At 62.1% G+C, this 26,049-nt stretch carries 26 protein-coding genes; 19 read left to right on the top strand and 7 right to left on the bottom strand.

Annotation, left to right across the window (positions count from 1 at the left end; translation table 11 throughout):
• Position 1 precedes the first annotated feature (1 nt).
• The 10 genes from DJFAAGMI_RS12240 to DJFAAGMI_RS12195 are packed head-to-tail and all read left to right on the top strand — an operon-like array spanning position 2 to position 11,219.
• Positions 2–508, top strand: a complete 507-nt coding sequence (locus DJFAAGMI_RS12240) for a TadE/TadG family type IV pilus assembly protein (RefSeq protein ID WP_211457341.1) — start codon at positions 2–4, stop codon at positions 506–508.
• Between the two features lie 48 nt (positions 509–556).
• Positions 557–1,546, top strand: coding sequence for a Flp pilus assembly protein CpaB (gene cpaB / locus DJFAAGMI_RS12235; RefSeq protein WP_211457340.1), 990 nt, complete (start codon positions 557–559; stop codon positions 1,544–1,546).
• Positions 1,547–1,549: 3 nt separating this feature from the next.
• Positions 1,550–2,914, top strand: a complete 1,365-nt coding sequence (locus DJFAAGMI_RS12230; protein WP_211457339.1) for a type II and III secretion system protein family protein — start codon at positions 1,550–1,552, stop codon at positions 2,912–2,914.
• A 28-nt stretch (positions 2,915–2,942) separates the two neighbouring features.
• Positions 2,943–4,283: a CpaE/TadZ family protein gene (locus tag DJFAAGMI_RS12225; RefSeq protein WP_249334172.1), complete on the top strand. Its 1,341-nt coding sequence runs from the start codon at positions 2,943–2,945 to the stop codon at positions 4,281–4,283.
• The gene (locus DJFAAGMI_RS12220; protein ID WP_034373907.1) at positions 4,280–5,614 is read left to right on the top strand and encodes a TadA family conjugal transfer-associated ATPase; all 1,335 of its coding nucleotides are present in this window, start codon (positions 4,280–4,282) and stop codon (positions 5,612–5,614) included. Before DJFAAGMI_RS12225 ends, DJFAAGMI_RS12220 begins: the two co-directional genes overlap by 4 nt.
• Entirely contained in the window at positions 5,607–6,575 is a 969-nt protein-coding gene (locus tag DJFAAGMI_RS12215; RefSeq protein WP_211457338.1) for a type II secretion system F family protein, read from the top strand. Before DJFAAGMI_RS12220 ends, DJFAAGMI_RS12215 begins: the two co-directional genes overlap by 8 nt.
• Positions 6,575–7,528 (top strand): type II secretion system F family protein, encoded by a 954-nt coding sequence (locus DJFAAGMI_RS12210; protein ID WP_211457337.1) that lies wholly within the window; start codon positions 6,575–6,577, stop codon positions 7,526–7,528. The genes DJFAAGMI_RS12215 and DJFAAGMI_RS12210 overlap by 1 nt, the downstream gene beginning before the upstream one ends.
• Positions 7,525–9,189 carry a tetratricopeptide repeat protein gene (locus tag DJFAAGMI_RS12205; protein WP_211457336.1) on the top strand — a complete coding sequence of 555 codons (1,665 nt, stop codon included), beginning with the start codon at positions 7,525–7,527 and terminating at the stop codon, positions 9,187–9,189. The genes DJFAAGMI_RS12210 and DJFAAGMI_RS12205 overlap by 4 nt, the downstream gene beginning before the upstream one ends.
• Before the next feature lie 17 nt (positions 9,190–9,206).
• Positions 9,207–9,632 carry a DUF3613 domain-containing protein gene (locus DJFAAGMI_RS12200; protein WP_211457335.1) on the top strand — a complete coding sequence of 142 codons (426 nt, stop codon included), beginning with the start codon at positions 9,207–9,209 and terminating at the stop codon, positions 9,630–9,632.
• 21 nt (positions 9,633–9,653) lie between these two features.
• The gene (locus tag DJFAAGMI_RS12195; protein ID WP_211457334.1) at positions 9,654–11,219 is read left to right on the top strand and encodes a pilus assembly protein TadG-related protein; all 1,566 of its coding nucleotides are present in this window, start codon (positions 9,654–9,656) and stop codon (positions 11,217–11,219) included.
• Here the strand turns inward: DJFAAGMI_RS12195 and DJFAAGMI_RS12190 are convergent.
• The 6 genes from DJFAAGMI_RS12190 to apaG form a co-directional block, all read right to left on the bottom strand.
• Entirely contained in the window at positions 11,213–11,713 is a 501-nt protein-coding gene (locus DJFAAGMI_RS12190; RefSeq protein WP_211457333.1) for a CinA family protein, read from the bottom strand. The genes DJFAAGMI_RS12195 and DJFAAGMI_RS12190 overlap by 7 nt on opposite strands.
• A 23-nt stretch (positions 11,714–11,736) precedes the next feature.
• The gene (locus tag DJFAAGMI_RS12185; RefSeq protein ID WP_211457332.1) at positions 11,737–12,330 is read right to left on the bottom strand and encodes a phosphatidylglycerophosphatase A family protein; all 594 of its coding nucleotides are present in this window, start codon (positions 12,328–12,330) and stop codon (positions 11,737–11,739) included.
• 21 nt (positions 12,331–12,351) lie between these two features.
• Complete coding sequence (locus DJFAAGMI_RS12180; protein WP_211457331.1) at positions 12,352–13,968, bottom strand: DUF4139 domain-containing protein; 1,617 nt, start codon at positions 13,966–13,968, stop codon at positions 12,352–12,354.
• A 99-nt stretch (positions 13,969–14,067) separates the two neighbouring features.
• On the bottom strand, positions 14,068–15,045 hold the full coding sequence (gene thiL, locus DJFAAGMI_RS12175; protein WP_211457330.1) for a thiamine-phosphate kinase: 978 nt from the start codon (positions 15,043–15,045) through the stop codon (positions 14,068–14,070).
• Between the two features lie 62 nt (positions 15,046–15,107).
• Positions 15,108–17,075, bottom strand: a complete 1,968-nt coding sequence (locus tag DJFAAGMI_RS12170) for a site-specific recombinase (RefSeq protein WP_211457329.1) — start codon at positions 17,073–17,075, stop codon at positions 15,108–15,110.
• 18 nt (positions 17,076–17,093) lie between these two features.
• On the bottom strand, positions 17,094–17,501 hold the full coding sequence (gene apaG / locus DJFAAGMI_RS12165) for a Co2+/Mg2+ efflux protein ApaG (protein WP_019043152.1): 408 nt from the start codon (positions 17,499–17,501) through the stop codon (positions 17,094–17,096).
• 31 nt (positions 17,502–17,532) lie between these two features.
• Between apaG and rpe the strand changes: the two genes are divergently transcribed.
• From rpe to speE, 3 genes are all read left to right on the top strand, one after another.
• Positions 17,533–18,213 (top strand): ribulose-phosphate 3-epimerase, encoded by a 681-nt coding sequence (gene rpe, locus DJFAAGMI_RS12160; protein ID WP_050872514.1) that lies wholly within the window; start codon positions 17,533–17,535, stop codon positions 18,211–18,213.
• A gap of 196 nt (positions 18,214–18,409) precedes the next feature.
• Entirely contained in the window at positions 18,410–19,093 is a 684-nt protein-coding gene (gene gph / locus DJFAAGMI_RS12155; RefSeq protein WP_211457328.1) for a phosphoglycolate phosphatase, read from the top strand.
• A gap of 138 nt (positions 19,094–19,231) precedes the next feature.
• Entirely contained in the window at positions 19,232–20,497 is a 1,266-nt protein-coding gene (gene speE, locus DJFAAGMI_RS12150; protein WP_211457327.1) for a polyamine aminopropyltransferase, read from the top strand.
• 1 nt (position 20,498) lies between these two features.
• Here the strand turns inward: speE and DJFAAGMI_RS12145 are convergent, their stop codons facing one another.
• Complete coding sequence (locus tag DJFAAGMI_RS12145) at positions 20,499–21,104, bottom strand: chalcone isomerase family protein (protein ID WP_211457326.1); 606 nt, start codon at positions 21,102–21,104, stop codon at positions 20,499–20,501.
• A gap of 427 nt (positions 21,105–21,531) precedes the next feature.
• Between DJFAAGMI_RS12145 and trpE the strand changes: the two genes are divergently transcribed.
• From trpE to trpC, 6 genes are all read left to right on the top strand, one after another.
• Positions 21,532–23,031 (top strand): anthranilate synthase component I, encoded by a 1,500-nt coding sequence (trpE, locus tag DJFAAGMI_RS12140; protein ID WP_211457423.1) that lies wholly within the window; start codon positions 21,532–21,534, stop codon positions 23,029–23,031.
• The gene (locus tag DJFAAGMI_RS12135; RefSeq protein ID WP_034377357.1) at positions 23,028–23,357 is read left to right on the top strand and encodes a chorismate mutase; all 330 of its coding nucleotides are present in this window, start codon (positions 23,028–23,030) and stop codon (positions 23,355–23,357) included. The genes trpE and DJFAAGMI_RS12135 overlap by 4 nt, the downstream gene beginning before the upstream one ends.
• Before the next feature lie 4 nt (positions 23,358–23,361).
• A complete protein-coding gene (locus tag DJFAAGMI_RS12130; protein ID WP_043003915.1) occupies positions 23,362–23,943 on the top strand; it encodes an anthranilate synthase component II in 582 nt (193 codons plus the stop codon).
• Between the two features lie 111 nt (positions 23,944–24,054).
• Complete coding sequence (trpD, locus tag DJFAAGMI_RS12125; protein WP_211457422.1) at positions 24,055–25,095, top strand: anthranilate phosphoribosyltransferase; 1,041 nt, start codon at positions 24,055–24,057, stop codon at positions 25,093–25,095.
• Positions 25,092–25,253 carry a hypothetical protein gene (locus tag DJFAAGMI_RS12120; RefSeq protein ID WP_211457325.1) on the top strand — a complete coding sequence of 54 codons (162 nt, stop codon included), beginning with the start codon at positions 25,092–25,094 and terminating at the stop codon, positions 25,251–25,253. Before trpD ends, DJFAAGMI_RS12120 begins: the two co-directional genes overlap by 4 nt.
• Positions 25,246–26,046, top strand: a complete 801-nt coding sequence (gene trpC, locus DJFAAGMI_RS12115; protein WP_211457324.1) for an indole-3-glycerol phosphate synthase TrpC — start codon at positions 25,246–25,248, stop codon at positions 26,044–26,046. Before DJFAAGMI_RS12120 ends, trpC begins: the two co-directional genes overlap by 8 nt.
• Positions 26,047–26,049: the final 3 nt, after the last annotated feature.

The raw sequence follows: 26,049 nt of genomic DNA, 5'->3' as shown, positions 1-26,049 counted from the left end.
TATGTACTTGAGAAATCAAAAAGGTGCAGTGGCAATTGAATTTGCACTCCTCTTTCCTATTTTTTTCTTGATTTTCTATGCCATAGTTACCTATGGATTGATTTTTACTGCTCAGCAGACATTGACGTTGGCTGCAACAGAAGGTGCCAGAGCCGCAGTGCGATATCCGGCTCAGGTTCCAGCCAACACCTCCTTAATCAGTGCGCGTAAGAGCGCCGCCTGTGCGATGACCAATGGTACTTTGGAATGGTTGAGAAACATGGGTACCGGCTTGGGGGGAACCTCGTGCATTGACAGCCCGACGGGTGATGCGGCCGGTATCTATGTCTCATCAGGAGATTGCGTGGGGGGCTCAGTGGGGGCTGGAATTTCCTGCATCAATGTTCGTATTAACTACAACTATGCAGCTTCACCTTTGATTCCAAAGTTGTTGGGGCCTGTGCTGAGCTTGCCGACTCCAGACATATTGAGGGGCGGTGCAGTGGCTCAAGTAAGTTTGCTGGATTGATGAATTGAAAAGCTCCGTCAACGATGCAGGGCAATAAGAGGGGTGGTTATGGTGAATGTCGCAAAGATCGCGGTCGGGGTTCTGCTGGCGGTGGCATTGGCTCTGGGCATTTATGGGTGGATGCTCGCCAAAACACCGCCAGCATCAGACCCTCAGGCTCAAAACTCATCCAGCGACGTCAAGTCCAGTGCCAATGTGAGTGTGGTGATGGCCGCGCAGGCCATTCCAGCGGGGCAGGCGCTCAAGGTCGAGGATCTGCAGATCTCGCAGTTGCCGGCCATACCCGATGGCGCCTACAGCGACATTCAGGCAGCTGTTGGCTCCGTACCAGCGGTGGACATACCCAAGGGCGCCCCCGTACTGCAAGGGCAAATGGTGACCGGACTAGCGCTCAAGTTGTCGGAGGGTGAGCGTGCGGTCGCGGTCAAGGTCGATGAAAGCATTGGTGCTGGTAATCGCATCAAGCCCGGCGACTTTGTTGATGTGTTCTTTGCGCTGCGCCGCGATGGCAATGAAATCGATCAGAGCCAGGCGCGTTTGCTGCTTTCGCGCAAGCGTGTGCTGGCCTATGGCGCGGCATCGGTGGAGGCGCTGACCTCGACGGACAAAGCCGATGGCAAGCAGGCCAATGGCTCTGACAGCGCGCGCACTGCTGTGCTTGCCGTGCCGGTGGCCGAGGTCAGTCAGTTGCTGCTGGGCGGCTCCAATGGCAGCCTGCTGCTCGCACTGCGCAATCCCACGGATATGACCGAGCCGGATAGGGAGAAGTTTGCTCCGCTGCCTGGGGTTTTGGCCGTCGCCATGACCAAGGGATCTGTTGCAACTCGGCTGGAAGGTGCTGACGCAGCGCAGGCTGGTGTGGCCATGAGTAGCCTGGCCGGCTCCGCAGGCACTTCGGCAGCGCGCACGACTGCAGTCAGGCCCATGACCGCTGGTGTCGCCAACCCTGCTGTGCCGCGCACGCGCACCGCATCTGCAGATTCTTCCCTGCCCGTTGAATTCGTGCGTGGCGCCAACTCCCAAACCGTGCGGTACTGAGCTATGAATAACAAGACTTTTTGGATCTCGCCCCGCACCCCGTCAATGAAGCCGCTGTATCTGCTCTGCGGCCTGTCCTTGAGTGCCGTCACTGTCCCGGCCCTTGCGCAGCAAGTGCCCAATGCGGGCGAAAGCAGAGCGCAGCAAGCGACAGCAGCCAGAGAAATCAAGCTGGTGATTGGCGCGCAGCATGAGCTGGACCTGCCCGGCGGTGTGGAGCGCATTGCCATCGGCGACGACACGATCGCCGCTGTGCATATCAAGCGTGCGGGCAAGGGAGCTGCTGCCAAGATCTTGCTGAGCCCGCTCAAGCCCGGCAACACATCGTTCATGGTCTGGCCACGCGGTGAAGCGCAGGCGCAGAGCTATATGCTCAATGTGCAGCAACGCGTGGAACTGCGCACGGCCAAGGCCTCCAGCCTGATAGAGCAGCAGTTTGCCGGTGAGCTGGCGAACGCGCAGTCCGCCGACAAGGCCAAGACCGTCGATCTCTCCAGCGTCCAGCTCAAGAGCAATGTGGTGCAGGTCGATGTCAAGGTGGTCGAGTTCAACAAGACCCAGATGAAAAAGGTCGGCCTCAATCTGTTCAGCACGTCCCCCAATAGCTCGGGCTTCAGCTTTGGCATTTTTGGACGTGGTTCTTATGGCATCAGCGGGGGGAGTTCCACGACGGGCGCAACCGCCAATCCCTTGACTCAGGCCTTCAACTTGCTGATGCAATTCGACAAGGCCGGAATCGGTGTCAATATCGGCATGCTCGAAGGCAATAATCTGGCGCGGGTGCTGGCGGCTCCGACCCTGGTGGCCTTGTCCGGCCAAAGTGCCAACTTTTTGTCGGGCGGAGAAGTGCCGGTTCCCGTGCCTGCGGGCACGGGCATGGTTGCGATCCAGTACAAGCCCTACGGCATTGGCTTGACGGTCTCCCCCACGGTGTTGTCCAACGATCGCATCGTGCTCAAGGTGGCGCCGGAAGCCAGTGAGCTGGACTACGCCAACACCATTGTCCTGAACAGTGCGACCGTCCCCTCGATTACCACGCGCCGTGCCGATACCACGGTGGAGCTTGGCGACGGCGAAAGCTTTGTGATTGGCGGCCTGGTCAGCCGCAACACCACATCAGGCACCGACAAGGTTCCTTTGCTGGGCGATATCCCGATTCTGGGCGTACTGTTCAAGCGTCAGGAGTTTCAGCAAAAGGAGAGCGAGCTGGCGATTGTGGTGACGCCACGTCTTGTCAAGCCGCTGGCTCGCGATGTGAATGTGGAGCCGCTGCTGCCCGGGCGCACCGAGCAGCGTGATCCTGCGGTGTGGGGTCCATGGATGGCGGGTGGTCTGTCGTCCAGCGTGGCGCCAGGCTTCTCGCGCTGAATGCCAGAGTAGAGGCATGAATATGCGCATGGACTCATCCCAGCTCAATACCGCGCAGCCAGGGGCTGTGCGTGGCAATGCACGCGTGGTGCTGGTGACGCAGTCTTCGTCACACGCTTTCTGGCTGGCAGGTGCTTTGGGCAGCGATGCGGAAGTGATACCGGTGGCGGGTGATCTGGCAACGCTTCACGCTGCGATTTCGGCGCCAGGGCTTGGCGTGGTGGTGGTCGATTTCTCGGCTCCCATGACGGAGGCTGCCATCGCCCTGGTCAGCGATCTGCGCGCCAGTTTCCCCGGGGTGGTGATCATGGGATCCGGCTCTGCAGCCGAGCCCGCTTCCATGCGTGCGGCCCTGCGCTGTGGCGTGGCTGAATTCATTGACTGGGATGCGTCCGAAGCCGAGGCCAATGCGGCCATCAGGCATCAGCTGCATGCACGCAATCTGCAGCCTGCCGCAGTGGCACTTGCGCCAGAGACCAAAGGTTTTGCCTTGCCTTTGCTGGGGGCCCGTGTCGGTATGGGAGTAACCACGCTGGCGGTGCATCTGGCCGTGATGTTTCAGGAAATGCATGGCCATGGCGCGGCCAGCGTCAAAAACAAAAAGCAGCCAGTTCGGCCCTTCGGCGCTAGCCAGTTACCGCAGGAGGAGGCTGCGAATGCAGCTTTGCTGGATCTGGGTTTGCCTGCGCGCGATGGTTTGCTGTATCTGGGCATCGCCGGTGACTTCAACTTTGTGGATGCGGTTCAGAATACGCGCCGTCTGGATGCGACGCTGATCAACTCGGCGTTTGCCAAGCACCCTACTGGCGCTGTGACTCTGGCCTGGCCATCCGACCTGGGCTTGCTGCGCGATGTCAGCCCTGCAGCAGCCGCAGGGGTAGTCAGCACGCTCAAGAGCTTGCTCGGCGTCCAGGTGATCGATATGGGCGGCATGGTGCAGGCGGACTTTCTGGCACCTTTGCTGCGCGAAAGTGGTCAGGGATGGGTGGTCTGCGATCAGTCACTGGGAGGTATCGTGTCTACGGCGCAGATGCTCAAGGAGCTGGACGCCAAGGGTGTGGAACGCAGCACCCTCAAGCTGGTTCTCAACCGCTTCAATGCCCAAGCCGGCCTGCCCGCCAAAGAGGTCGCGCAGCGCCTTGGCCTGGAGCTGCTGCACGTGATTCCGGACCGATCCACGGCTTTGCTCAGTGCTGCCAGCTGCGGTCAGCTATTGTCGCAAGCGCAGCGCGGCGATCCCTATGTAACCTGCGTCAGAAGCATGGTACGTGCAATGCAGGGTGAAGCAATGATGGCTGACAAGGCTGCGGCGGTACCAGTGGCGGGCGTTCTGGGTCAATGGGCCAAGCGATTGAGGAGAGGCGAATGAGCATGGACATTGTTTTCGCCGAAAAAAGCAGTCATTTTTCGGACTCCAAGCAGCTGCTGCTGATCAAGAACGTCGCACACGAGCATTTGCTCACGCGTGTGGAGGAACTGGGAGCAGTGTTTGCCAAATGGTCCGCCAGCCGTGTGCGCCAGTTTGTGCACCAGGAGCTGGAGCAGTTTGTGCGCCAGCAGCGCTTTCCCGTCAACGACGAGGAGGTGCAATGGATTGCGCAGGCCCTGAACAAGGAGCTGTCGGGGCTGGGGCCGCTTGACGATCTGATGGCCGACCCGGAGGTCGAGGACATTCTGATCAACGGCTATCAGCGCGTCTTTGTCTCGCGAAAGGGCATTTTGCAGCAGGAAGCGCTGCACTTCACCGACAACGCCCATGTGCTGCGCATCGTGCGCCGCATCATCTCCCCGCTGGGCCGCCGCCTTGATGAATCCACGCCCATGGTCGATGCGCGCTTGCCGGACGGCGGGCGTATCAATGTGGTGATAGAGCCGCTGTCGCTGGACGGGCCGGCGGTATCGATACGCAAGTTTCGCAATGATCCGCTGCGGGTTCAGGATCTGGTCGATTTCGGCACCATGGACGAAGGCATGGCCCGCCTGCTGGAGCTGGCGGTGCGTGAGCGCTGCAATATTCTCATCAGCGGCGGCACGAGCTGCGGCAAGACCTCCATGCTCAATGCGATTGCGGGCTTCATCCCCGGCAATGAGCGGGTGGTGACGATTGAAGATACGGCCGAGCTGACGTTGCCTCATCCGCATGTGGTGCGCATGGAAAGCCGTCCTGGCGGCTTTGAGGGGGCTGGAGTGGTCTCTATTCGGGACCTGCTGCGCAACAGCCTGCGCATGCGCCCGGATCGCATTGTGGTGGGCGAGGTGCGCGGCGCGGAAGTGCTGGAGATGCTGCAGGCCATGAACACCGGTCACGACGGCTCCATGGCCACCATCCACGCCAGCTCTCCACGCGAGTGCCTGCACCGCATGGAGATGCTCGCGGGCTTTGCGGGCTTTCAGGGCAGCGAGGTCAGCCTGCGCCGCCAGATTGCCAATGCGCTCGATTTCATCGTGCAGATCAGCCGCCTGCCCAATGGCAAGCGGCGCATCACCTCGATTACCGAAGTCACGGGCATCATCGACAGCGTGATTGCCACCCAGGAGCTCTATCGGCACGAGTTGCTGCCGCAACCCGACGGTGAGGACCTGGAGCGGTGGACCACGCTGGGCATGGTGCCGCATACGCCCAAGCTGGCGCGCTATCGCGCGGTGCTGCAGCATGCGGGAAATAATGGCGGCAACCTTGCGGGGCTGCGACATGGCTAGCAATGCATTCCTGCTCCTGAGCCTGGCGCTGCTGATCGCTGCAGCCGCCATGGCGCTGTGGATGCTTGTCGGGCGGCAGCAGAGGACGCACCGTATGACCAGGCATCTGGAACAGAGCCTGGAAAAAAGCGCGGCGGCGGCGGCCGGATTTACCGCCAAGGATGCGGCGGCATCAGCTTTTGATAGCTCTGTGGCAGATGCGGTGCCGGGCAAGGAGAAGAAGGCCGGCTGGCCGGTTCCCGCGATTTTGCTGGGTACGGCCAGCGCCCGGCTTTTCTATGGTGGCCTGGCCTTGATTGTCGCGGCGTTTCTGGCCATAGCCTTTGGCGCTGGCTGGCTCGCCGGTGGCGCAGTGCTGGTGGTGCTGGGGATTGGCTTCTTCTTTCTGCTCTATGCGCGTGCGCTTAAGTACCGCGCCAGGCTCACGCAGCAGTTACCCGGCTTTCTTGACAACACGGTGCGCTTGGTGACGATTGGCAATTCCGTTCAGGCGGCCTTCCAGATGGCAGCGGCAACCACCAAAGATCCTTTGCAGTCGGTGATGGAAAAAGCCGCCAGTCTGGCCCGTGCAGGCATGGACCTGGAGAATGCGGTGGCTCATGTGGCCAGGCAGACCAGGCTGGATGAGCTGCATTTGCTGGCAGCCATCTTGCGCATCAGCGTGCGCTATGGCGGCCGGGTGGACTTGTTGCTGGAGCGCGTGGCCCACTTTATGCGCGACCGCGAGCAGGCCGAGCAGGACTTGTCTGCCATGACGGCTGAAACACGCATGTCGGCCTGGGTGTTGAGTCTGCTGCCGGTAGCGGTGTGCTGTCTGATCATTGCAGTCAACGCTGGCTATTTTCTGAACATGTGGAATGACGCCAGTGGTCGCAACATCATCTGGGTCGCGGCAGCGTTGCAGGTCTTTGGCGTGCTGCTGCTCTACCGCATGGCCAAGCTCGACGAGGGGGCCGACTGATGGAGACATCCCGTCTTTTGCTGATGCTGAGCATTGCGCTGCTTGCTGTGGCTGCGTTGATCGGTGCTGCTGTGATTGCCTATGCGCATCAGCGCCGAGAGCGCAGCAGCCGGGTGGTCCAGGATGCACTGAGTCGCAGCGGCGCAGCAGCGGCGGGCGCGGTGGCTGTACCTACCAGACCTGCAGATCTGCTGCGCTCGCTCAATGGCGATGGCGAGCTGCCTGCACACTGGCTCAATACCTCGTTTGGCAAGGCATTGGTTGCGCAGGAAGACCGCATTTTGCTGAGCAAATGCGGCTGGAGATCGACTCGTGCGCAGCTGCAATATCTGATAGCGCGCTGCGTGGTTTCCATCATGTTCGCGCTGCTTGCGTTCTTTGTTTTTTCGGGCAGCAAGCAATTTCTGCTTTATTTGTTTGCGGCCTTCACCATTGGCTTTCTGCTTCCCAAATGGGTGTTGCGCAGCGTGGCTCGCCGCCGCAGGGCCAGCGTTGCCCGCGAGCTGCCCTTGCTCGTCGATTTGCTGGGCTTGCTGCAAGGCACGGGCATGAGTCTGGATCAGACCCTGCAGGTCATTGGCTCCGATTTCGGCAATGTCATGCCCGTACTCTCGAAGGAAATACAGCTGGCCAGCCAGCAGTACAGCCGGGGCAGCACACGCGAGCGCTCCTTTGGGCGCATGAGCGAGATCTATCAGAACGAGAACCTGGCCAATCTGACATCACTGATGATTCAGATTGACAAATACGGCGGAGCAGTCCAGGAGCCGCTGCGCATTTTTGGCGAGCGGCTGCGTGAGCAGCGCAAGGCCAAGATGAAGGAGATGATAGGAAAGATCTCGGTCAAGATGACAGGCGTCATGGTCGTGACGCTGCTGCCGGCCCTGATCATCATTACAGCCGGACCGGGATTCCTGGCCGTGATCCGGGCATTGGGAGGGATGACGATATGAGAAACAACAAGCAATACATGATGTTGCCTTTGGCGGTTGCTACGATGGCCATGCTGTCGGGCTGCTCCAGCATGGGCAATCTGCTGGGGCAGAGCCAGCCCGTGCTGTCGCCCGCGGCCAAGGCTGCGGCAGACAGGCCGCTGGAGAAGGAGGCGGTGGTCGACACGCAGGACACCTACCTCTCTCTGGTCAAGCAGATGCAGGCCAAGTCGCTCTGGTATGCCTCCATCGCGCACCTGGACGCACTGGACAAGCAATGGGGCGCTTCCAGCGATTCGCGGCTGCTGCGCGCCGATGCATTGCGTCAGGTGGGGCAGCTCGGTAAGGCCATCCCCATTTACCAGGGCCTGCTGGGCAGCGCCAAGGATGGCGCCGCACGCTACGGCCTGGGCCGTGTGGCCGCAGAGCAGGGCGACTTTCGCAGTGCCGCCCAGCAGATGGAGCAGGCGCGCATGAGCAACCCTGTGGATTCGCGCCTGTTGACCGATCTGGGCTATGCCTATCTGCGTGCGCATGATCTGAACGCGGCGCGCATTCCCTTGATGCAGGCGGCGCAGCTCAATCCCGAGGATGCACAGGTCAACGTCAATCTGAGCTTGTTCATGATGGTCAGCGGCCAGAGCGCGCAGGCCGAGGAATTCATGCGCCAGCGCAAGCTGGACGCACAGACCCAGCAGCTGGTCAAGGAGCAGGCCGGGGAGTGGCTGAGGACTGCAAGCCTGGCAGCAGCAAAGCCTGCCGCGGCTGCGACCGGAAAGGTCGTCAACCTCTCCCGTCCGGAAGTGAAAACCGCCCCCGAGGCCGTGGCCAGCTCCGGGAAAGCCGCCGAAGTGCCGGAGCCTGCGGCAGTGCAGGAGGTACCCGCAGCAAAAAAGCCCGTACCGGAGCCTGAAGCCGCAAAGGCTCCGGTAGTGGTAGTCAAGGCAGCGGAGTCTGTGCCATCTCGTACCGCTCCGTTGCCGCTGCCCCAGGCGCAGCCCATGATGGCGCGGAATGTGGAGCGGGCGCCCAGCGGCGGTCAGTGGATGGTCTCTGGCGGCAGCTTTGATGCAGGAAGGCCGCGTCACCCCGGTCAGGGGACGAGCCAGCTTGTGCCGGCCGCTCCGCAGGCCTATGCCTATGCGCCACCTGTGCCTGTGCAGGCAAGAGCTGCTCCTGTCGATGTAGCGACTACCGCTCCATTGGAAAGGATTTTAGAGTTAAAACAACCTGAAGTTGCCATATTTGAAGCGCAACAAGCTCCTGCATCGATAGCGACAGTGGTGCCACCGCTGGAAGCAGCCGTGGCGACGGCTTCTCAGTCAGCGAAGCAGGAGGCGCCCAAGCCGGCACAGCCTCTGCTTACCGAGGCGATGCCCGCAAAACTGCAGCAGACGCAGCCGGCACCGGCTTCGCAAGCCGAGCCTGCGGTGCAGCCCGTGATCGCGCGCAAGCCTGTGCGCCCGACAAGATCGGTGCTGGAGGCTGCGGTGGTGATGGCGGCAGCACATCCTGCCGCCGTTCGCCAGGCCGGTGAATCCGGTGGCAAACAGGCGGTGCAAGCCATGCTGCCCCAGCGTGCGGCGGCGGGCGGCTTGTTCTTCGAGACGCCCGATGAAGATGCCGGCAGCAAGCCTGCGGCGTCTGCCAAGAAGAGCGCACCCGAGCGTGCCTGGCCCTGAACCTTCAAGGAGTCCCCATGAATACGCAGACAGCATTCACCCAACGGGCCCGCGCATTCACCCTGGCGTTGATGGCACTGGGCACGGCCTCGGTCGCCATGGCGCAGGCCGGCAGCAGTACCGGCTCCAGCACGGGCGTGACCAATATGAGTGCGCCCCGAAGTGCGGCAACGATGCCCGCAGCAACAGCTCAGGCAGCAGTGACGCAGACACCAGCTCCCGGCAATGCTTCCCTGACGCCGCCAGCAAGCAATCGGGTGGGCGACGCCACCAGCTATCTGCTGGCATTGCAGGCCAGCGGCCAATATGCATCGCGCAATGCCTATCCCGTGACAAGCGATGTGGCCCAGCGTACCTATCAGCGCTATCTCGAGAGTTTTACCTACAAGATTCCGGAGAGCTCTGAAACACAGGTGGGTAGTACAACCAGCGGCAGTCGCTAGCCGTCAACAGAGGCTCTCTGCATGCAGTCTTTTGCCAAAGGCCTGGGCCTTGCTCCCATGCGTCGCCAGTCGGGCTCCGTGGCGACGCTGGGGGCGCTATGGCTGATGATTGCCGTGATCTGCCTGGCGACCATTGATATCGGCAATGTGTTCTGGCAGAAGCGCGAGCTGCAGAAGATGGCGGATCTGGCGGCGCTGGCCGGGGCTAGTGGCACACCTCGCAGCGGAGCATGTCAGTCGGTGGCGGCAGATAGCATTCCAAGAAACGGGGGCATTCCATCGGAATTGGTGAGCACTGCGGAGGGGCGTTGGGAAGTCAGAACCGGATTGACGTCAGAGCAGTATTTCGTCGCAGGACAGGGGCCGTTGAATGCCTGCAAGGTGCAAGTGGCCAGAGTGGTCCCCTATTTGTTTCTTTTCGGAGCGGACTTGGATGCGGGGGGGCGACGAGTAACGGCATCTGCCACGGCTTTTCGCGCTCCACGTCTCGCGCGCCTTTCCGTGCGGTCTACCTTGCTAGAGCTGGATACGACAAAGTCGGACTTGCTGGACGCCGTGATTGGAGGAATGCTGGGGGGCAGCATCAAACTGGGTGCCGTTGGTTGGAAGGGCATCGCGGGTGCCGATATCAATTTGCTCAAATTTCTGGATGCGTTGAAAATTCGTGGCTCACTGAATGTGGGCAGCTACGATGAAGTCGTCAACGCGAAAGTCTCTCTCAGCAACTTCATGCTGGCCATGGCCGATGTCCTGCCTCAGCAAGGAAATGCCGCGGCGATAACGGCCTTGAAAGTATTGGCCGCCGGAGTCGGGCAAATCCAATTGGCATTGGCAGATGTTTTGAAACTGGGAACGGGACTGGGAACGGAGGCATTGCGTACGGACCTGAACGTACTGGACATGGTCACCTTGTTGGCCCAGTTTGCCAATAGCAAAAGTGCGGCGAAGGTTGGCGTTAATCTGGATCTGGGACTGGTTCATACGGGTGTGAATCTCAAGGTCATAGAGCCGGCGCAGAGTGCGATTGGAGATCCTGATAGAGATGTCATCCAGGCCAAGACATCCCAAATAGACCTCGTGGTTGGATTGGGCCTGAACTTGTTGCTGGTGGGTGTGAATCTTTCCCTGGATGTGAAGCTGGCCCAGGGTGGTGCCCGTGTCACGGGTTACCAGTGCAGCAGTGCGGGAAAGTCTTTGACTGTCCTTGGACAGACCGGAGTGGGAACTGTTGCGCTGAAGGGTGAGGCGACCCTGCTGCTTTCGTTGATCAAAATTCCAGTCGTGATCTCACTACCCTTGCTGTCGCAGCCTCAACAGTTGCTGTTCAATAGTCCGCCTCCGCCTAGGCTGGATAAGCCTGCAGTCTGGTTGAGCATGGTGCAAACCAATCTGGTGGGAGCCTTGTTCACTGCGCTGGAAAATCAGCTCGGTCCACTTGGTACGCTGCTGGCGGCAGTTCTGTCTCCACTGACGTATGCACTCGACTTGATACTGAACTTGCTGTTGAGCCTTTTGGGTTTGAGCCTCGCGCAAACAGATATCGGGGCTCAGCTCAATTGCGACACCAATGTGGAGCTGGTTTACTGAGCGGGCATTAGCTGTCTCGCCAAGTCTTGTAGCGCTAGATATGTGGTGATCTCGCGGATTTTCTGGCGAGAGCCGTGGAGTGCAAGTCGCTGAGTACGGGAGGTTTCCGCGGTGCTCCACCCCACCCACACCGTCCCCACAGGCTTTTCGGCAGAGCCTCCGCTCGGGCCGGCAACCCCCGTCACGGCAATGCTGACCTGGGCGCGTGAGTGACGGAGGGCACCTTCGGCCATGGCGCGCACGACTTCCTCGCTGACGGCGCCGTGCTTTGCGATCAGCTCGGCGGGCACGCCCAGCATCTCGGTCTTGGCCTCGTTGGAGTAGGTCACGAAACCACGTTCGAACCACTGGCTGGAGCCTGCCAGATCGGTGCAGGCCGCGGCAATCATGCCGCCGGTGCAGCTTTCGGCGGTGGCCAGCATCCAGCCTTTTTCGGTCAGCCTGGCGGCCAGTTGCCGCACCAGTTCTTCGATGCTGCTTGCTTGTGTGCTCATCGTCTCCTCCATGGCTTGCCCCGTCAAAAGAAATGTCGCCAAAGGGCGATCACCAGCAGGGTGCAGAAGGCGGCTACCAGGTCATCCCACATGATTCCCCAGCCGCCGCGCGGGCCGAAGCCTTTGAACAGGCGGTCGGCCCATTTGACGGGCTGGGGCTTGACGGCATCAAAAAAGCGGAACAGCGCAAAGCAGGTCAGCTGACCCCAGAAGCCCATGGGCATGCACAGCCACAGAACAATCCACATGGCCACGACTTCGTCCCAGACGATATGGCCGGGGTCGGCCACGCGCATATGCTTTGCGGTGACGGTGCAGGCCCACCAGCCTACGGGAATGCAGGCGGCAATCAGCCAGCCGATCTGTGCCGGGCTCAGCCACAGTGCCAGCACCAGATAGGCCAGCCAGGCCCACAGGCTGCCCACCGTGCCGGGGGCGACGCGGGGGAGGCCGGAGCCAAAGCCCAGCGCAATCAAATGGGCCGGATGCTGCAGCATGAACTTTACGCTGGGGTGGGCGATTCCCGCTGCACTCATGCCGGGGTGTGCTTTGTTATTGATAGCTGCTTGCGCACTATCCACATGCGCTGCGGCGCTATCTGATAGATCATCCGTCATGGCGTGATGATACGCGCTGCCTTATTGCAGACCGGTGATGGGCTGGTTTTCGGGGAAGCGGATCTGGTGCGTGGCCTGGAACTGGGCCGTGCTGCGGGCGGCCAGATTCTGCTCCCAGGCAATCATGCCGTTTTGCGCATTCCAACTGGTGGTGGCGGGCTGCGTGCTGTACTGTGACTGCACCTTGATCTGTTCATTGCGCGAAACAGGGGCCGAGTCCAGCACCTGCAGCGCAATGGGCTGGTTGTGGCGGTTTTCCACAGCATAGTTGCGCACGATGCTGCGCTCGGTCTTGCTGCCGGCCCAGCCGCTGCTGCCGGTGTGGCTTTGCGCAGGCAGACGGCGAACCACGACGTTGTCATCGCGACCAAAAGACAGTCCCTGCGCCAGCGCCTGGGCATTGCCGAAGTCCAGCCTGCCATTGCCAACCAAAGCGTCGTCGCGCAGCAGCGCCACCGGGCCTGCCGGCCAGATGCCAGGCGGAGCCTGCAGCGTGGCAATCAGATAGGCAGCCTCTTCCATGGCCGGCGCGGTGCGGGTCAGCAAGCTGGTCGCCAGATTTTCCTGACCTAGCGACAGCGTGATGCGCTCGGCGCTGGAGGGCACGCTGATCTTGTACGGCACGATGAATTGCGTGCTGTAGGCCGTGTTGATGCTGGAGACATCGAGCACCGGCAAGTCCGGGGCTGCGGCCACTTCGCGCATGGCGCCGGCACTGCTGCGCGCCATCATGGCGACGGGGGCTGGTGCCGGAACGGCGGGGGGCATCGGTTGGGCGATATCCACCGTCCAGGGGCGCGGCATGACACCCTGGGTGCTGCGGCCGGGTTGTCCGGTGGACAGGCGCAGGCGCACATTGCTCCAGTCTTCGCCACTGGCCTGCACGACCAGGGCCTGGCGCTCCAGCTGCACCTGCTGTCTGGCGGTGTTCAGCTGTGCACGGTAGCTGGGCTGCCAGCTGGGGCCGCGTACCTGATAGCTCAGACGCACATTGGCCGCGCGTGCGCTGGCCAGTTGCACGCTGACTTTCATGACCTGAGACTGCTCGGAGCCCGTGCGGTCGCGCTCCTGGCGCAGGGGCTGCAACTGCGCCAGCAGATCCTGCTTCTGGCGCTGAATCTGGTGGGCACGCAGGCTGTTGTCGCGGCTGGTCTGGCGCAGGACCTGGCTGGTGCCGGCGATCTGAGCGGGGCTGATTCTGGCTTCGTCGCCAGGCTTGCTCATGCCCTGCAAAAAATCGCCCACCAGCCTGGCGGCTCCTTCTTCGGCCTCGATGTTCGCAAGCTGATCCTCAAGGCTGCGAATCTGCTGATCCAGCGGGCTGGTGCATTCCTTGGCAGCCATCTGCCTGGACTGCATCAGGGTCTTGATCTCACCCACGCGCACGCCTTCGTCGCCGCTGATCTGCAGGCTCTGCGTATCCACGCTGGCGGGCAGGCATTCAAAGCTGAGCAGGCGTGTCTGGGCGTCGATGCGTGCCTCGCGCTGTACGGCAGCGATGCCGGGATAGAGCGTGACTTCGGTGATGGGCGCGCGATTGCCCGAGACACTGAGGCTGCTGGCGTCGGCCAGGGCGAGCCCGGGCAAGGCAGCTGCGACACAGACCATGGATACGGGCAGAAGACGACTTGAACGCATTGGCAGCTCTTAGGGGCAGTGGACAGGATTTGAGCTTAACCCAGGCGGTTTCCTATCCTTTTTCTGGCGCCTCTTACGTCCGGACCGCGTTTCTTGCCTTCATCCGCCGAAGTGGTCGAAGGACTTCCAGCGGCTTTGCAGCAGGGCGCCGTCCGCACCGATCACGCGCAGACCCGGCTCGGCATCGATGCGGCCTATGCGATGCACCGGCGTGCCGCTGGCGGCGCCTGCTGCCAGTACGTCGGCATGCCGGGCTGCGGGGGCGGTAAAACACAGCTCGTAGTCATCGCCGCCTGCCAGCGTGCATTGCTGCTGCAGTCTTGCATCCAGTTGCCATGCACTGCCTGACGCGTAGGCGGCAGCCGCCATCAAGGGCGTGACGCAGCGGCTGTCTACCGTGGCGCCGACGCTGGACAGCTCCAGAATATGGCCGAGATCACCGAGCAGGCCGTCGCTGACATCCAGCGCACTGCTGGCAATGCCGCGCAGCGCCAGGCCCAGGGCCACGCGCGGCGCCGGTGCTTCCAGCCGCTGGCGGGCCTGCTGCAGCAGCTCGGCAGGCAAGGGCGCATGGCCCAGCATGGCCTCCAGTGCCAGGCGTGCATCGCCGAGAGTGCCGCTGACCCAGATCTCATCGCCGGCCCTGGCGCCGCTGCGCAGCAAGGCCTGGCCGGCAGGGACTTCGCCGAACACGGTAATGCAGATATTCAGCGGGCCGCCCGTGGTGTCGCCGCCGATGAGTTCGCAGTCATGGGCATCGGCCAGGGTCAGCAGCCCGGCCGCAAACTCGCTGATCCAGGCTTCGTCGGCGCGGGGCAGGGACAGGGCCAGCGTGAACGCCAGAGGCCTGGCACCGCTGGCGGCCAGATCGCTGAGGTTGACGGCCAGAGCCTTGTGACCGAGCAGGCGCGGGTTCACATCGGCAAAGAAGTGGCGGCCCTCGACCAGCATGTCGCTGGAGATGGCCAGCTGCATGCCGGGAGCCGGGGCCAGCAGCGCGCAATCGTCGCCCACGCCAAGGGCGGCGCGACGCACGGGGCGCTGGAAATAGCGGCGGATCAGATCGAATTCACCCATGAGGTCTCTGGCCGCCCGCAATGCTGCGGCCTGGTGGGCCGCTGGTCAGCGGCGGTTAAAGGTCAAGGCCAGAAAAAGCTCAGCGGCCTGCGCCAGAAGCGCTGGCGTATGGCCTTGTAGATGCGTGATCGGTCCACGCCGCTGACATTGTGGGCACGCAGCGCAACGCGGAAGGCCAGGTAAAAGCTCACCCCCACGTTCAGCGCCGCATTGAAGGGCAGCATGGCCACAGCCCACCACAGCAGGTCGTCATGCAGCACCTCCCAGCCCAGCGATGCCACGGCCACGCCGATCTGGCCCGTGGACAGGGTGACGTGGCGTACTTCCAGCCCCAGACCGAAGAAGGCCGCAAATGCGGGCACCAGCCCCAGCATGAAGCCCAGCGAGATATTGGATGCCAGGCTGGAGACATTCTTGCGCAAGAAGCGCGCCCAGCGATCTGCGCGAGCCGTGCCCAGAAAGCGGGTGATGCCTGGGTTGTAGCGAATCACCGAATCGATATTGCGCAGCACAAACCAGTTTTCGGCACCGCCGGCAATCAGGCTGCTGACAAACAGCAGCACGCCGGTAAAGGCGGCGAAGAGCACCGATGGCCCCAGCAGGCTCAGCGAGTCCAGCACCTGGCGCGCATGCGGGGTGCTGAGCGCCTGATGACCGACCAGATAGGCATAGCCCAGCGACAGCAGCAATGCCCCGGGGAAGACGATGAGCACGTTGCCCAGAATGGCGGCCACCTGGGAGCGCACCAGATGGGCGACTTCATCGACGAACTCCTGGATGGAGTCATCGCTTTGAATGTCCTTGAGTTTGGCCGCCATGGCCGGCGCCGTCATGGCTGGCTGCTTGGTGGCCACCGTGAAATGCAGCATCTGGATCAGCACAAAGCTGATGGCGTAGTTGAAGCCCGCAGCCAATCCCGCCCAGAAGACCGACAGGCCCAGCGCATACAGCGCAAACTTGGCCAGGGTGGTGAAGGCCATCACCAGGCCGCCGCCCGCGGCCTTGGCCACCATCTTGCGGTACTCGCTGCCGTCGCGGGTGATGTAGTGCTCGCCGGTTTCGGCGCTGCGCTCGGCCACCTTTGCGGCCAGCAAGGATGAGTTGGTGGACATCAGCGCGCGCACGCTGCGCCGCTCTATGCCCACGGCCACGAGGTTGGACAGCAGCTCTGACGTTTCGTAGGCGCGGTCTTCGGCCAGCAGGCAATCGAGCAGGCGGCGAATGCGCAGAATGCGCGCACGCACCTGGCGCAGGCGGAAGATCAGTCCGACGGAAATGCCTTCGGCCTCGACATAGGAGTACACCGACGACACGGCGGCGCGGCAGGCCTCAAGCCGTTCGCGCAACTGCGCTGCAGCGGCATCGCGCCTGTCGGTGGTGCGCAGCGGCAGCATGACCTCCACACGCAGGTTTTCCACATCGTGGATCAGCGCATGAAACGGTTTTTCCTCGCGTGCCTGCTCACTCATGCGCAGACGCAGCTCTGGGGCAAACCCCGTGGAGAGAATCTGGCCCGCGCAATAGGTGATGGCGTCCAGCAGATTGCGCTCCCAGAAGCTCACGCCTTCGTCCTGCTGCTGCGGGGTCAGCAAGGTGGTGATGCGGGCCATGAGCTGGCTGTCCAGCGCATGCAGCCAGCGGGCGTCGAAGCGGTCGGGAAAGACCAGCATGAACAGCTCGGAGGCGTCCTCGGTCTCGGGCGTGCTGGGCAGCAGCTTGTAGCGCAGGCGCTCGGCCACTTCGCTGGCCATGGCCGTGCGCGGGGCAAAGCCGAAATCGGCCAGCAGGGCGGTGATGTCCACCGTCTCCATCAGTGTCTGGCTCCAGCGGCGCAGCCGGGCCAGGGCTTCGGGGTCGGCCTCGAAGGCCTCCACGACCTGTTTCACACGCTGCACGGCGCCTTCGACAGAGGGCTCGGCCGCGCGAATCCATTCGGCCAGATAAATCAGCCACAGATGGCGTTGTGCAAGGCCTGCATCGGGGTCCAGGGAGGCCAGCAGGCCGGGCAGATCAAGAGTGCTTTTCTTCATGCAAATGTGGGGCAGGCCTCAGTGCAGAACGCGCTTCTCGGGCATGGGCATGGGGTCGCCGGACTCGTTCATCTGCAATACGAAGAGAGGAATCTCGCATTCGAAGGTCTCACCCTCGTGATTCACGCAGAGATAGCTTCCCCGCATGGTGCCCGTGGGCGTACGCAGCTGGCAGCCGCTGCTGTACTCGAAGGACTCACCAGGCTGCAGCAACGGCTGTCGGCCCACCACGCCCAGGCCTTTGACCTCTTCGACATGGCCCAGCTCGTTGGTGATGATCCAGTGCCGCGCAATCAGCTGCGCGGGCACCTCACCCGTGTTGGTGACGGTAATGGTGTAGGAAAACACATAGACGCCGGCGGCCGGGGCGGATTGCTCGGGCAGGTAGGCGGGCTGGACTTGGACCAGAAACTCATTCATCGGCATGAGCTAATGGTAACTGCGACAATTGCAATCCATGAGCCCCACCTACCGTATTGCCCCCTCCATCCTGTCAGCCGACTTCGCCCGTCTGGGTGAAGAAGTGCGTAATGTCATTGCGGCCGGCGCCGACTGGATCCACTTTGACGTGATGGACAACCATTACGTGCCGAATCTGACCTTCGGCCCCATGATCTGTCAGGCCTTGAAGCCCCATTCGGTGACACCCGATGGCAAGCCCGTGCCCATCGACGTGCATCTGATGGTGCAGCCCGTGGACGATCTCGCCACGGCTTTTGCCAAGGCGGGGGCGGACTACATCAGCTTTCACCCCGATGCGTCGCAGCATGTGCACCGCAGCATCCAGAACATCAAAAGCCATGGCTGCAAGGCCGGCCTGGTGTTCAACCCTGCCACGCCGCTGGACGTGCTGGACTGGGTGATCGAGGACATCGACCTGATCCTCTTGATGAGCGTGAACCCTGGCTTCGGCGGCCAGAGCTTTATTGATAGCACGCTGCGTAAGGTGGAAGCTGCTCGCAAGCGTATTGAAGCCAGTGGCAAGGATATCCGCCTGGAAGTGGATGGCGGCATCAAGGAAGCCAATATCCGCGCCGTGGCCGATGCCGGTGCCGATACCTTTGTGGCTGGCAGCGCCATCTTCGGCAAGCCCGATTACAAGGCTGTCATCGACACCATGCGCAAGAATCTTGCCTGACTCCCGCTTAAGGCGCTGCGACCCGCAGCACCTTCGCACCGAGGTGGCGAGGCCGCCCAGGCCTGGTTTCCTGCCCTGACTTCGGCTGCGCTCGATACACGAGCGCGGCTTTTGGAGTCGGGGCATGAAAGTTTTAGTGTTTTTGGCTGCAAGCCCAATATTGAAAAGCGCATGCAGCTATTGAATTGATAGTTGTATGAAGCTGAATCTGCCTGCTCCCGCCGCCGCCCTGGAACTGGATGCCGTCATGGTCGACCTCGATGGCACCATGGTGAACACGCTGGGTGACTTTGCCGAAGCGCTCAACCGCATGCTGGCCGATCTGCAATTGCCGGCCATCAAGCCGCAGATCATCGAGAACATGGTGGGCAAGGGCAGTGAGCATCTGATCCGCTCCGTGCTGGCGCATGTGAAGGCGCCGGACATCGATGCCCTGTATCCCCGGGCCTGGCAGCGTTACGAGCACCATTACCTGGCCATCAACGGCCAGTTTGCCGATGTCTATCCGGGCGTGGCCGAAGGTCTGCAGGCACTCCAGTCCCTGGGGCTGCGCATGGCCTGTCTGACCAACAAGCCTTTGTCCTTTGCCCAGCCCCTGTTGGCCGCCAAGGGGCTGGATGGCTTTTTCGACTGCGTGTTCGGGGGCGACTCCTTCGAGCGCAAAAAGCCCGACCCCATGCCGCTGGTCGAGACCTGCAAGGCTCTGGGCAGCGAGCCCGCGCGCACGCTGATGGTGGGTGACTCCAGCAACGATGCCCAGGCAGCCCATGCCGCAGGCTGCCCCGTGGTGCTGATGACCTATGGCTACAACCACGGCGAGCCCATCACGGCGGTCGAGGCCAGAGCCCATCTGGATTCCCTGGCGCAACTTGCAGTGTGATGCTGTCTGTTGGTCTGCATATCTGGCAATAAAGAGTGCGGATAAGCATATTTGCTAGAGTCGTTGGCTTTGTTTGAACCAAAGTCGGCTCGTGCATCGCCTTGCAGCCGGCAGAGAACGAAGGGGGACTCACGCCACATGCACGGACTGCACCTGACTGCCGACCTTTACCAATGCGCAGGTTCCGAGCGCTACATGCTCGATGCCGATGCCATCGCCGGGCTTTGCCGCGAACAGACTGCGGCCTCGGGGCTGACCCTGGTGGATGACCGCTGGGTAAAGTTCCCGCCCTATGAAGGCCAGCCCGGCGGGGTGACGGGTACGGTGCTGCTGGCGGAGTCCCATCTGGCCATACATACCTGGCCCGAGACGGGCAGTGTCACGATTGACGTCTATGTGTGCAATTTTTCCGCCGACAACTCGGGCAAGGCCCGTTGTCTGATGGAAGGCGTGATCGACGCTTTCGCGCCCCGAAAGGTGCTGCGCCAGCAATTGATGCGCGGCGACATCGGCATGGCGCAGCCGGCAGACCACGACATGGACCCTGCACCCGAGCCCGAATCCGGCTGGGCCATGGAGCAGCTCACGTCCCATGCGCGCTTTGGTTACCGCGCCACGTCGCTGCAGACGCAGCAGACGCCCTATCAGAAGCTGGATCTACTGCAGACGCCGCAGTTCGGCAAGGTGTTGCGTCTGGATGATTGCTTCATGACCTCCGAGGGCGAGGAGTTTTTCTATCACGAGGCGCTGGTGCATCCGGCCGCCATGGCCCACCCCGCGCCGCGCAAGGCCTTGATTCTGGGAGGCGGCGATGGCGGGGCCGCGGAGGAGCTGCTCAAGCACCCGAGCATCGAGCGCGTGGTGCTGGCCGAGCTGGACGAGGCCGTGGTGCAGTTCTCGCGCCAGCATCTGCAGGCCGTGCATCGCGGCGCGCTCGATGATGCCCGCGTCGAGGTCTGCATAGGCGACGGTCTGCCCCTGATGGAGGCTACCGATGAGCGCTTCGATCTGGCGCTGATGGATCTGACCGATCCAGACACCCCGGCCAGCGCCTTGTATGCGCCGGACTCGCTGGCACGCATGAAGCGTGTGCTGGCGCCGGGCGGCGCGCTGGTGCTGCATTTGGGTAGCCCCGTCTTCCACGGCCCGCAGGTGGCCGAGCTGGTGCGCAGCCTGCGCCAGCAGTTTGCCGTGGTGCGCTGCTACGGCCTCTACATTCCGCTTTACGGCGCTTACTGGGGGCTGGCCGTGGCCTCCGATGAGCTCGATCCGCTGGAGCTGAAGGCGCAGCAAGTGGCCGAACGCCTCAGGCAGCGCAAGGTGCGGGATCTGCAGTATTACAACGATCAGGTGCACGGCGCGCTGTTTGCGCTGCCTAACTATTACCGCGAGCTGCTCAAGTGAGTCAGCCGGCCTCGCCCAGCAGCGCTTTCTTGAGCTGCTGATCGGCGGGCCTGGGGCCCAGCCAGATGCCCAGCAGGGCGTTGAAGAATTCGGGCTCCTTGAAGGCCTCGCCCTGTGGCTGGCCCTTGACGGTCACGATGGTGCCCTGGCCGGGAAGCCAGTCCACCATGAAGTTCTCGCCAGCAAGCAGCTTTTTGTGCTGGGTGAAGATCTCGCTCATGCGCATCACCCCCGGAATCAGCTTGGAGAAGGCGGCCCGCTCCATATTGTCTTCCATACCGCGTGAGAACAGCTTGCCAAGCTCGGCCGAGTCGATATCGCGCAGCATGGTCACGCTGATGCGCTTGGGGCCGGGCAGGGCAGCGATTTCCTGCAGGCTGCGCGCCGGCTTTTCCAGATACAGGCCGGCGGTATAGACCTTGAAAACGGCCTTGTAGCGGGTGCCCGCGCCGTTGAGCTGCAGGGCCTGACCCTGCAACTGCAAGCCGGGTGCGTAGTTCACACCATGCAGCTTGACGGGTTCAGTCGGGCGCTCCTGAGCATGGGGGGCAAAGCTGGCAAGCGCAGCAGCCAGCAGCAAAGCCTGTGGCCAACGTAAGCTGGGCATGAATGTCTCCTCGTGTTGGTTGTTCCTGGCCGCTCTGCAGGTGGCCTTGAATTGCGAACGGTCGTGCATATTTGTGTCTGCCAGATTTCATCGCAATAAGGACTGTCCCCAGCATGGAAGTCATTGCATGGCATAGAAGCGTCATTGTTTGCGCGTCGGCGCTATGCGCTACACTGTCCGCATCATGTTCATTCATCGCACGTTCAATGCAGGTTGTGGAGACCGGGGAGCCTGGCCCTGGCGTAAGCCTGCACATCTGAACTGCTGAAGCACCCGGCACGAGCCCGGCGTGCACCCCGCGGCCCCATGCGTTGCATACTTCGGGCCAATTGGAATGAACCGGCGCATCCTCTCTTCAAACGCGTCATCTGCCCTGTAATCAATCCGTGCAGATGCACCATGCGCCATGACTCCCGGAGCTTCTCCCGTGATCACGGAACTGGAATTCAAATCGCTTGCGGCCCAAGGCTATAACCGCATCCCGCTGCTGATCGAGGCCTTTGCCGACCTCGAAACCCCGCTGTCCCTCTATCTCAAGCTCGCCCATGCCAATGGCGACGGCAAGTACAGCTTCTTGCTGGAATCCGTCGTCGGCGGCGAGCGCTTCGGCCGCTACAGCTTCATCGGCCTGCCGGCACGCAGCTTTGTGCGCGCCTCGGGCTTCGGTGACCAGGCCAGGACCGAGGTCGTGACCGATGGCAAGGTGGTGGAGACAGCCAGCGGCAACCCGCTGGACTTCATCGCGGCCTATCAGCAGCGCTTCAAGGTGGCCGTCACGCCGGGCATGCCGCGTTTTTGCGGCGGTCTGGCCGGCTATTTCGGCTATGACGCCGTGCGCTACATCGAAAAAAAGCTGGAGAACAGCTGCCCGCCCGACAGCCTGGGCACGCCCGACATCATGCTGCTGCAGTGCGAAGAGGTCGCCGTCATCGACAACCTCTCGGGCAAGCTCTACCTCATCGTCTACGCCAACCCCGGCGAGGCCGAAGCCTATACCCGCGCCAAGAAGCGACTGCGCCAGCTCAAGGACCAGCTGCGCTATTCGGTCAGCGCGCCGCAGATCCGTGCCGGCGAGAGCTATCCCGCAGAGCGCAGCTTCGACAAGCAGGACTATCTGGACGCCGTGCAAAAGGCCAAGGAGCTGATTGCGGCGGGCGACTTCATGCAGGTGCAGGTGGGCCAGCGCATTCACAAGCGTTTCACGGCCTCGCCGCTGTCGCTGTACCGCGCGCTGCGCTCGCTCAACCCCAGCCCCTATATGTACTTCTACCATTTCGGAGATTTCCATGTGGTGGGGGCCAGCCCGGAGATTCTGGTGCGCCAGGAGCGCACGCCCGACGGCCAGAAGGTCACGATTCGCCCCCTGGCCGGCACCCGTCCGCGTGGCAATACGGTGGAGGCCGACAAGGCCACCGAGCAGGAGCTGATCGCCGACCCCAAGGAGCGTGCCGAGCATGTGATGCTGATCGACCTGGCGCGCAACGATATCGGCCGCATTGCCAGGACCGGCAGCGTCAAGGTGACCGAGGCCTTTGCCGTGGAGCGCTACAGCCATGTCATGCATATCGTGAGCAATGTGGAAGGCATCTTGCAGGACGGCATGGACAATATGGATGTCTTCAAGGCCACCTTCCCCGCCGGCACGCTGACGGGCGCTCCCAAGGTGCATGCCATGGAAGTCATCGACCGGCTCGAACCCAGCAAGCGCGGCATCTACGGCGGTGCCTGCGGCTATCTGAGCTTTGCCGGTGACATGGATCTGGCGATTGCGATCCGTACTGGCGTCATCAAGGACAACGTGCTCTATGTGCAGGCCGCTGCCGGCGTGGTGGCCGACTCCGTGCCCGAGCTGGAATGGAGAGAAACCGAACACAAGGCCCGCGCCCTGCTGCGCGCCGCAGAACTGGTTGAGGAAGGTCTGGAATGAGCCAAGCCATTGATCTGGTGCAGCACTGCACCACCATGGAAGATGTGCGCCGCAATGTGAATGCGCTCGACGATGTGCTGGTGCCGCTGCTGGTCACCCGCATCGGCTATATGCAGCAGGCCGCGCGCATCAAGGGTGATGCGAGCCAGGTGCGCGATGAGGCGCGCATCGAAGCCATCGTCAGCCGCGTGCGTGAGCGCACGGCGCAGGAGGGCGGTCAGCCCGATGTGATGGAGACCGTCTATCGTGCGCTGATGGAAGCCTGCATCGACTACGAACACCAGGAATTTGCGCGTCTGCGTGAACCCAGGAAATCAGGGGAGTAAGACCATGAAACTGCTGATGGTCGATAACTACGACAGCTTTACCTACAACATCGTCCAGTACTTTGGCGAGCTGGGCGCGGAGGTGACCGTGGTGCGCAATGACGAAACCACGGTGGCCGAAGTCGAGGCGCTGATCGCGCGCGAAGGCATCGAGCGGCTGGTGATCTCGCCCGGCCCCTGCTCGCCCAACGAGGCGGGCATCTCGGTGGCGGCGATCAAGCATTTCGCAGGCAAGCTGCCGATTCTGGGCGTCTGCCTGGGTCACCAGAGCATTGGCGCGGCCTTTGGCGGCGACATCATCCGGGCGGGCCAGCAGATGCATGGCAAGACCAGCGTGATCAGCACCGACCAGAAGGGCGTGTTTGCCGACCTGCCCAGGCAGTTCACGGTCAACCGCTATCACTCTCTGGTCATAGACCGCAGCACGCTGCCCGAGTGCCTTGAAATCACGGCGACCAGCGAAGATGGTGAAATCCAGGGGGTGCGCCACCGCGAGCTGGCCATCGAGGGCGTGCAGTTCCACCCCGAGAGCATTCTGACCGAGCATGGCCATGCCATGCTGAAGAACTTTCTCGAGCAGAAATAAACGCTGATTTATTGATAGCTGCTAGCGCATGTCACTGCTTGATTTCAGAATAAAAACAATGGGAAATCAAGTATTGGTATGCGCAAGAAGCTCCCAAAAACATAGAGAGATATTGCAATGATCACTCCCCAGGAAGCGCTGCAGCGAACCATCGAGCATCGTGAAATCTTCCATGACGAAATGCTGCATCTGATGCGCATGATCATGCGCGGCGAGCTCTCGCCCGTGATGACGGCCTCCATCATCACCGGCCTGCGCGTGAAGAAGGAAACCATTGGCGAGATCTCGGCTGCGGCCGAGGTGATGCGCGAGTTCTCCAACAAGGTGAACGTGCACGACAAGAGGAATCTGGTCGATATCGTCGGCACCGGCGGCGACGGCGCCAACACTTTCAACATCTCCACCTGCTCGACCTTTGTGATTGCGGCGGCGGGCGGCAAGGTCAGCAAGCATGGCGGGCGCAGCGTCAGCAGCAAGTCGGGCAGTGCCGATGCCATGGAGGCGCTGGGCGTCAACATCAACCTCAACGCCGCGCAGATCGCCGATTGCATACGCGATGTGGGCATAGGCTTCATGTTTGCCCCCAACCATCATCCGGCCATGAAGAACGTGGCCCCCGTGCGCAAGGAACTGGGCGTGCGCACCATCTTCAACATCCTGGGCCCGCTTACCAACCCGGCATCCGCGCCCAATATCCTGATGGGCGTGTTCCACGAAGACCTGGTCGGCATTCAGGTGCGTGCCCTGCAGCGCCTGGGCGCCGAGCATGCGCTGGTCGTCTATGGTCGCGATGGTCTGGATGAAATCAGCCTGGGCGCGGGCACGTTGGTCGGCGAGCTCAAGGACGGCGTGGTGCGCGAGTATGAAGTCCATCCCGAGGACTTTGGCCTGCGCATGGCGGGTACGCGCTCGCTCAAGGTCGAGAATCCCGAGGAGTCCAAGGCCATGCTGATGGGCGTGCTGCAGGGGGACCAAGGCCCGGCGCGCGATATCGTCTGTCTCAACTCCGGCGCTGCTCTGTATGCGGCCAATGTGGCCGGCTCGATCGAAGAGGGCCTGGAGCGTGCGCAGAAGGCCATCGATAGCGGTGCGGCACTGGCCAAGCTCCAGGAGCTGGTGGCCTATTCGCAAAAGCTCGGCGCAGCCGCATGAGCCTGCTGGATGCGCCCATCTGGAGCGATCCCGGCACCTGGATCGTGCTGGGCGTCTCCCTGCTGTTCATCGCGGTGGGCATAGGCATGCACCGCGTCATCATGAAGGTATTGCGCGGCCCGGCAGATGCCGCCGCCAACAAGGAAAACCATGTCTGACATTCTGAAGAAAATCTGCGACGTCAAGGTCCAGGAAGTTGCCGCTGCCAAGAAGGCCGTGCCGTTTGCCGAGATGCGCCGCGATGCGGAAAGCCGTGTCTCCACGCGCGATTTCGTGGGCGCCATCCGTGCCAAGATCGCCAAGGGACAGGCCGGCGTGATCGCCGAAGTCAAGAAGGCCAGCCCCAGCAAGGGCGTGATTCGGGCCGATTTCGATCCTGCCGATATCGCCCAGAGTTATATGGTGGGGGACGGCAAGATCAGTGCTGCCTGCCTGTCGGTGTTGACCGATCGCCAGTTCTTCCAGGGGCAGCCTGACTATCTCAAGCAGGCCCGCGCGAGCACGCTGCTGCCTGTGCTGCGCAAGGACTTCATGGTCGACCCCTATCAGATCTACGAATCGCGGGTGATGGGCGCCGACTGCGTGCTGTTGATCGCCGCCTGCCTGGACGATGCGCAGATGGCCGAGATGGAGCAGATTGCGCACAGCCTGGACATGGATGTGCTGGTGGAAGTGCATGACGCCGAGGAACTGCAGCGCGCTCTGAAGCTCAAGACGCCGCTGGTGGGCATCAACAACCGCAATCTGCGCAGCTTCGAGGTCGATATCCAGACCACGATTGCGCTCAAGAAGGATGTGCCCGCCGATCGCCTGCTGGTGACCGAGTCCGGCATCCTGAGTCGGGACGACGTGAAGACCCTGCGTGAGGCTGGCGTTGACGCCTTCCTGGTGGGAGAGGCCTTCATGCGTGCCCGCGAGCCGGGCGAGGCCCTGGCCCAGCTGTTTCAGTAAGCG

It is taken from the genome of Comamonas brasiliensis, assembly GCF_018292285.1.
In the GTDB taxonomy this organism is placed as follows: domain Bacteria; phylum Pseudomonadota; class Gammaproteobacteria; order Burkholderiales; family Burkholderiaceae_C; genus Comamonas; species Comamonas brasiliensis.
This window is presented reverse-complemented; position numbering and strand designations above follow the sequence as displayed.

Bases quoted from the DNA above. Each gene is read 5' to 3' on its own strand.
- DJFAAGMI_RS12240 (WP_211457341.1), top strand. From the start codon at position 2: ATGTACTTGAGAAATCAAAAAGGTGCAGTGGCAATTGAATTTGCACTC.
- cpaB (WP_211457340.1), top strand. From the start codon at position 557: ATGGTGAATGTCGCAAAGATCGCGGTCGGGGTTCTGCTGGCGGTGGCA.
- DJFAAGMI_RS12230 (WP_211457339.1), top strand. From the start codon at position 1,550: ATGAATAACAAGACTTTTTGGATCTCGCCCCGCACCCCGTCAATGAAG.
- DJFAAGMI_RS12225 (WP_249334172.1), top strand. From the start codon at position 2,943: ATGGACTCATCCCAGCTCAATACCGCGCAGCCAGGGGCTGTGCGTGGC.
- DJFAAGMI_RS12220 (WP_034373907.1), top strand. From the start codon at position 4,280: ATGAGCATGGACATTGTTTTCGCCGAAAAAAGCAGTCATTTTTCGGAC.
- DJFAAGMI_RS12215 (WP_211457338.1), top strand. From the start codon at position 5,607: ATGGCTAGCAATGCATTCCTGCTCCTGAGCCTGGCGCTGCTGATCGCT.
- DJFAAGMI_RS12210 (WP_211457337.1), top strand. From the start codon at position 6,575: ATGGAGACATCCCGTCTTTTGCTGATGCTGAGCATTGCGCTGCTTGCT.
- DJFAAGMI_RS12205 (WP_211457336.1), top strand. From the start codon at position 7,525: ATGAGAAACAACAAGCAATACATGATGTTGCCTTTGGCGGTTGCTACG.
- DJFAAGMI_RS12200 (WP_211457335.1), top strand. From the start codon at position 9,207: ATGAATACGCAGACAGCATTCACCCAACGGGCCCGCGCATTCACCCTG.
- DJFAAGMI_RS12195 (WP_211457334.1), top strand. From the start codon at position 9,654: ATGCAGTCTTTTGCCAAAGGCCTGGGCCTTGCTCCCATGCGTCGCCAG.
- DJFAAGMI_RS12190 (WP_211457333.1), bottom strand. From the start codon at position 11,713: ATGAGCACACAAGCAAGCAGCATCGAAGAACTGGTGCGGCAACTGGCC.
- DJFAAGMI_RS12185 (WP_211457332.1), bottom strand. From the start codon at position 12,330: ATGACGGATGATCTATCAGATAGCGCCGCAGCGCATGTGGATAGTGCG.
- DJFAAGMI_RS12180 (WP_211457331.1), bottom strand. From the start codon at position 13,968: ATGCGTTCAAGTCGTCTTCTGCCCGTATCCATGGTCTGTGTCGCAGCT.
- thiL (WP_211457330.1), bottom strand. From the start codon at position 15,045: ATGGGTGAATTCGATCTGATCCGCCGCTATTTCCAGCGCCCCGTGCGT.
- DJFAAGMI_RS12170 (WP_211457329.1), bottom strand. From the start codon at position 17,075: ATGAAGAAAAGCACTCTTGATCTGCCCGGCCTGCTGGCCTCCCTGGAC.
- apaG (WP_019043152.1), bottom strand. From the start codon at position 17,501: ATGCCGATGAATGAGTTTCTGGTCCAAGTCCAGCCCGCCTACCTGCCC.
- rpe (WP_050872514.1), top strand. From the start codon at position 17,533: ATGAGCCCCACCTACCGTATTGCCCCCTCCATCCTGTCAGCCGACTTC.
- gph (WP_211457328.1), top strand. From the start codon at position 18,410: ATGAAGCTGAATCTGCCTGCTCCCGCCGCCGCCCTGGAACTGGATGCC.
- speE (WP_211457327.1), top strand. From the start codon at position 19,232: ATGCACGGACTGCACCTGACTGCCGACCTTTACCAATGCGCAGGTTCC.
- DJFAAGMI_RS12145 (WP_211457326.1), bottom strand. From the start codon at position 21,104: ATGCCCAGCTTACGTTGGCCACAGGCTTTGCTGCTGGCTGCTGCGCTT.
- DJFAAGMI_RS12135 (WP_034377357.1), top strand. From the start codon at position 23,028: ATGAGCCAAGCCATTGATCTGGTGCAGCACTGCACCACCATGGAAGAT.
- DJFAAGMI_RS12130 (WP_043003915.1), top strand. From the start codon at position 23,362: ATGAAACTGCTGATGGTCGATAACTACGACAGCTTTACCTACAACATC.
- DJFAAGMI_RS12120 (WP_211457325.1), top strand. From the start codon at position 25,092: ATGAGCCTGCTGGATGCGCCCATCTGGAGCGATCCCGGCACCTGGATC.
- trpC (WP_211457324.1), top strand. From the start codon at position 25,246: ATGTCTGACATTCTGAAGAAAATCTGCGACGTCAAGGTCCAGGAAGTT.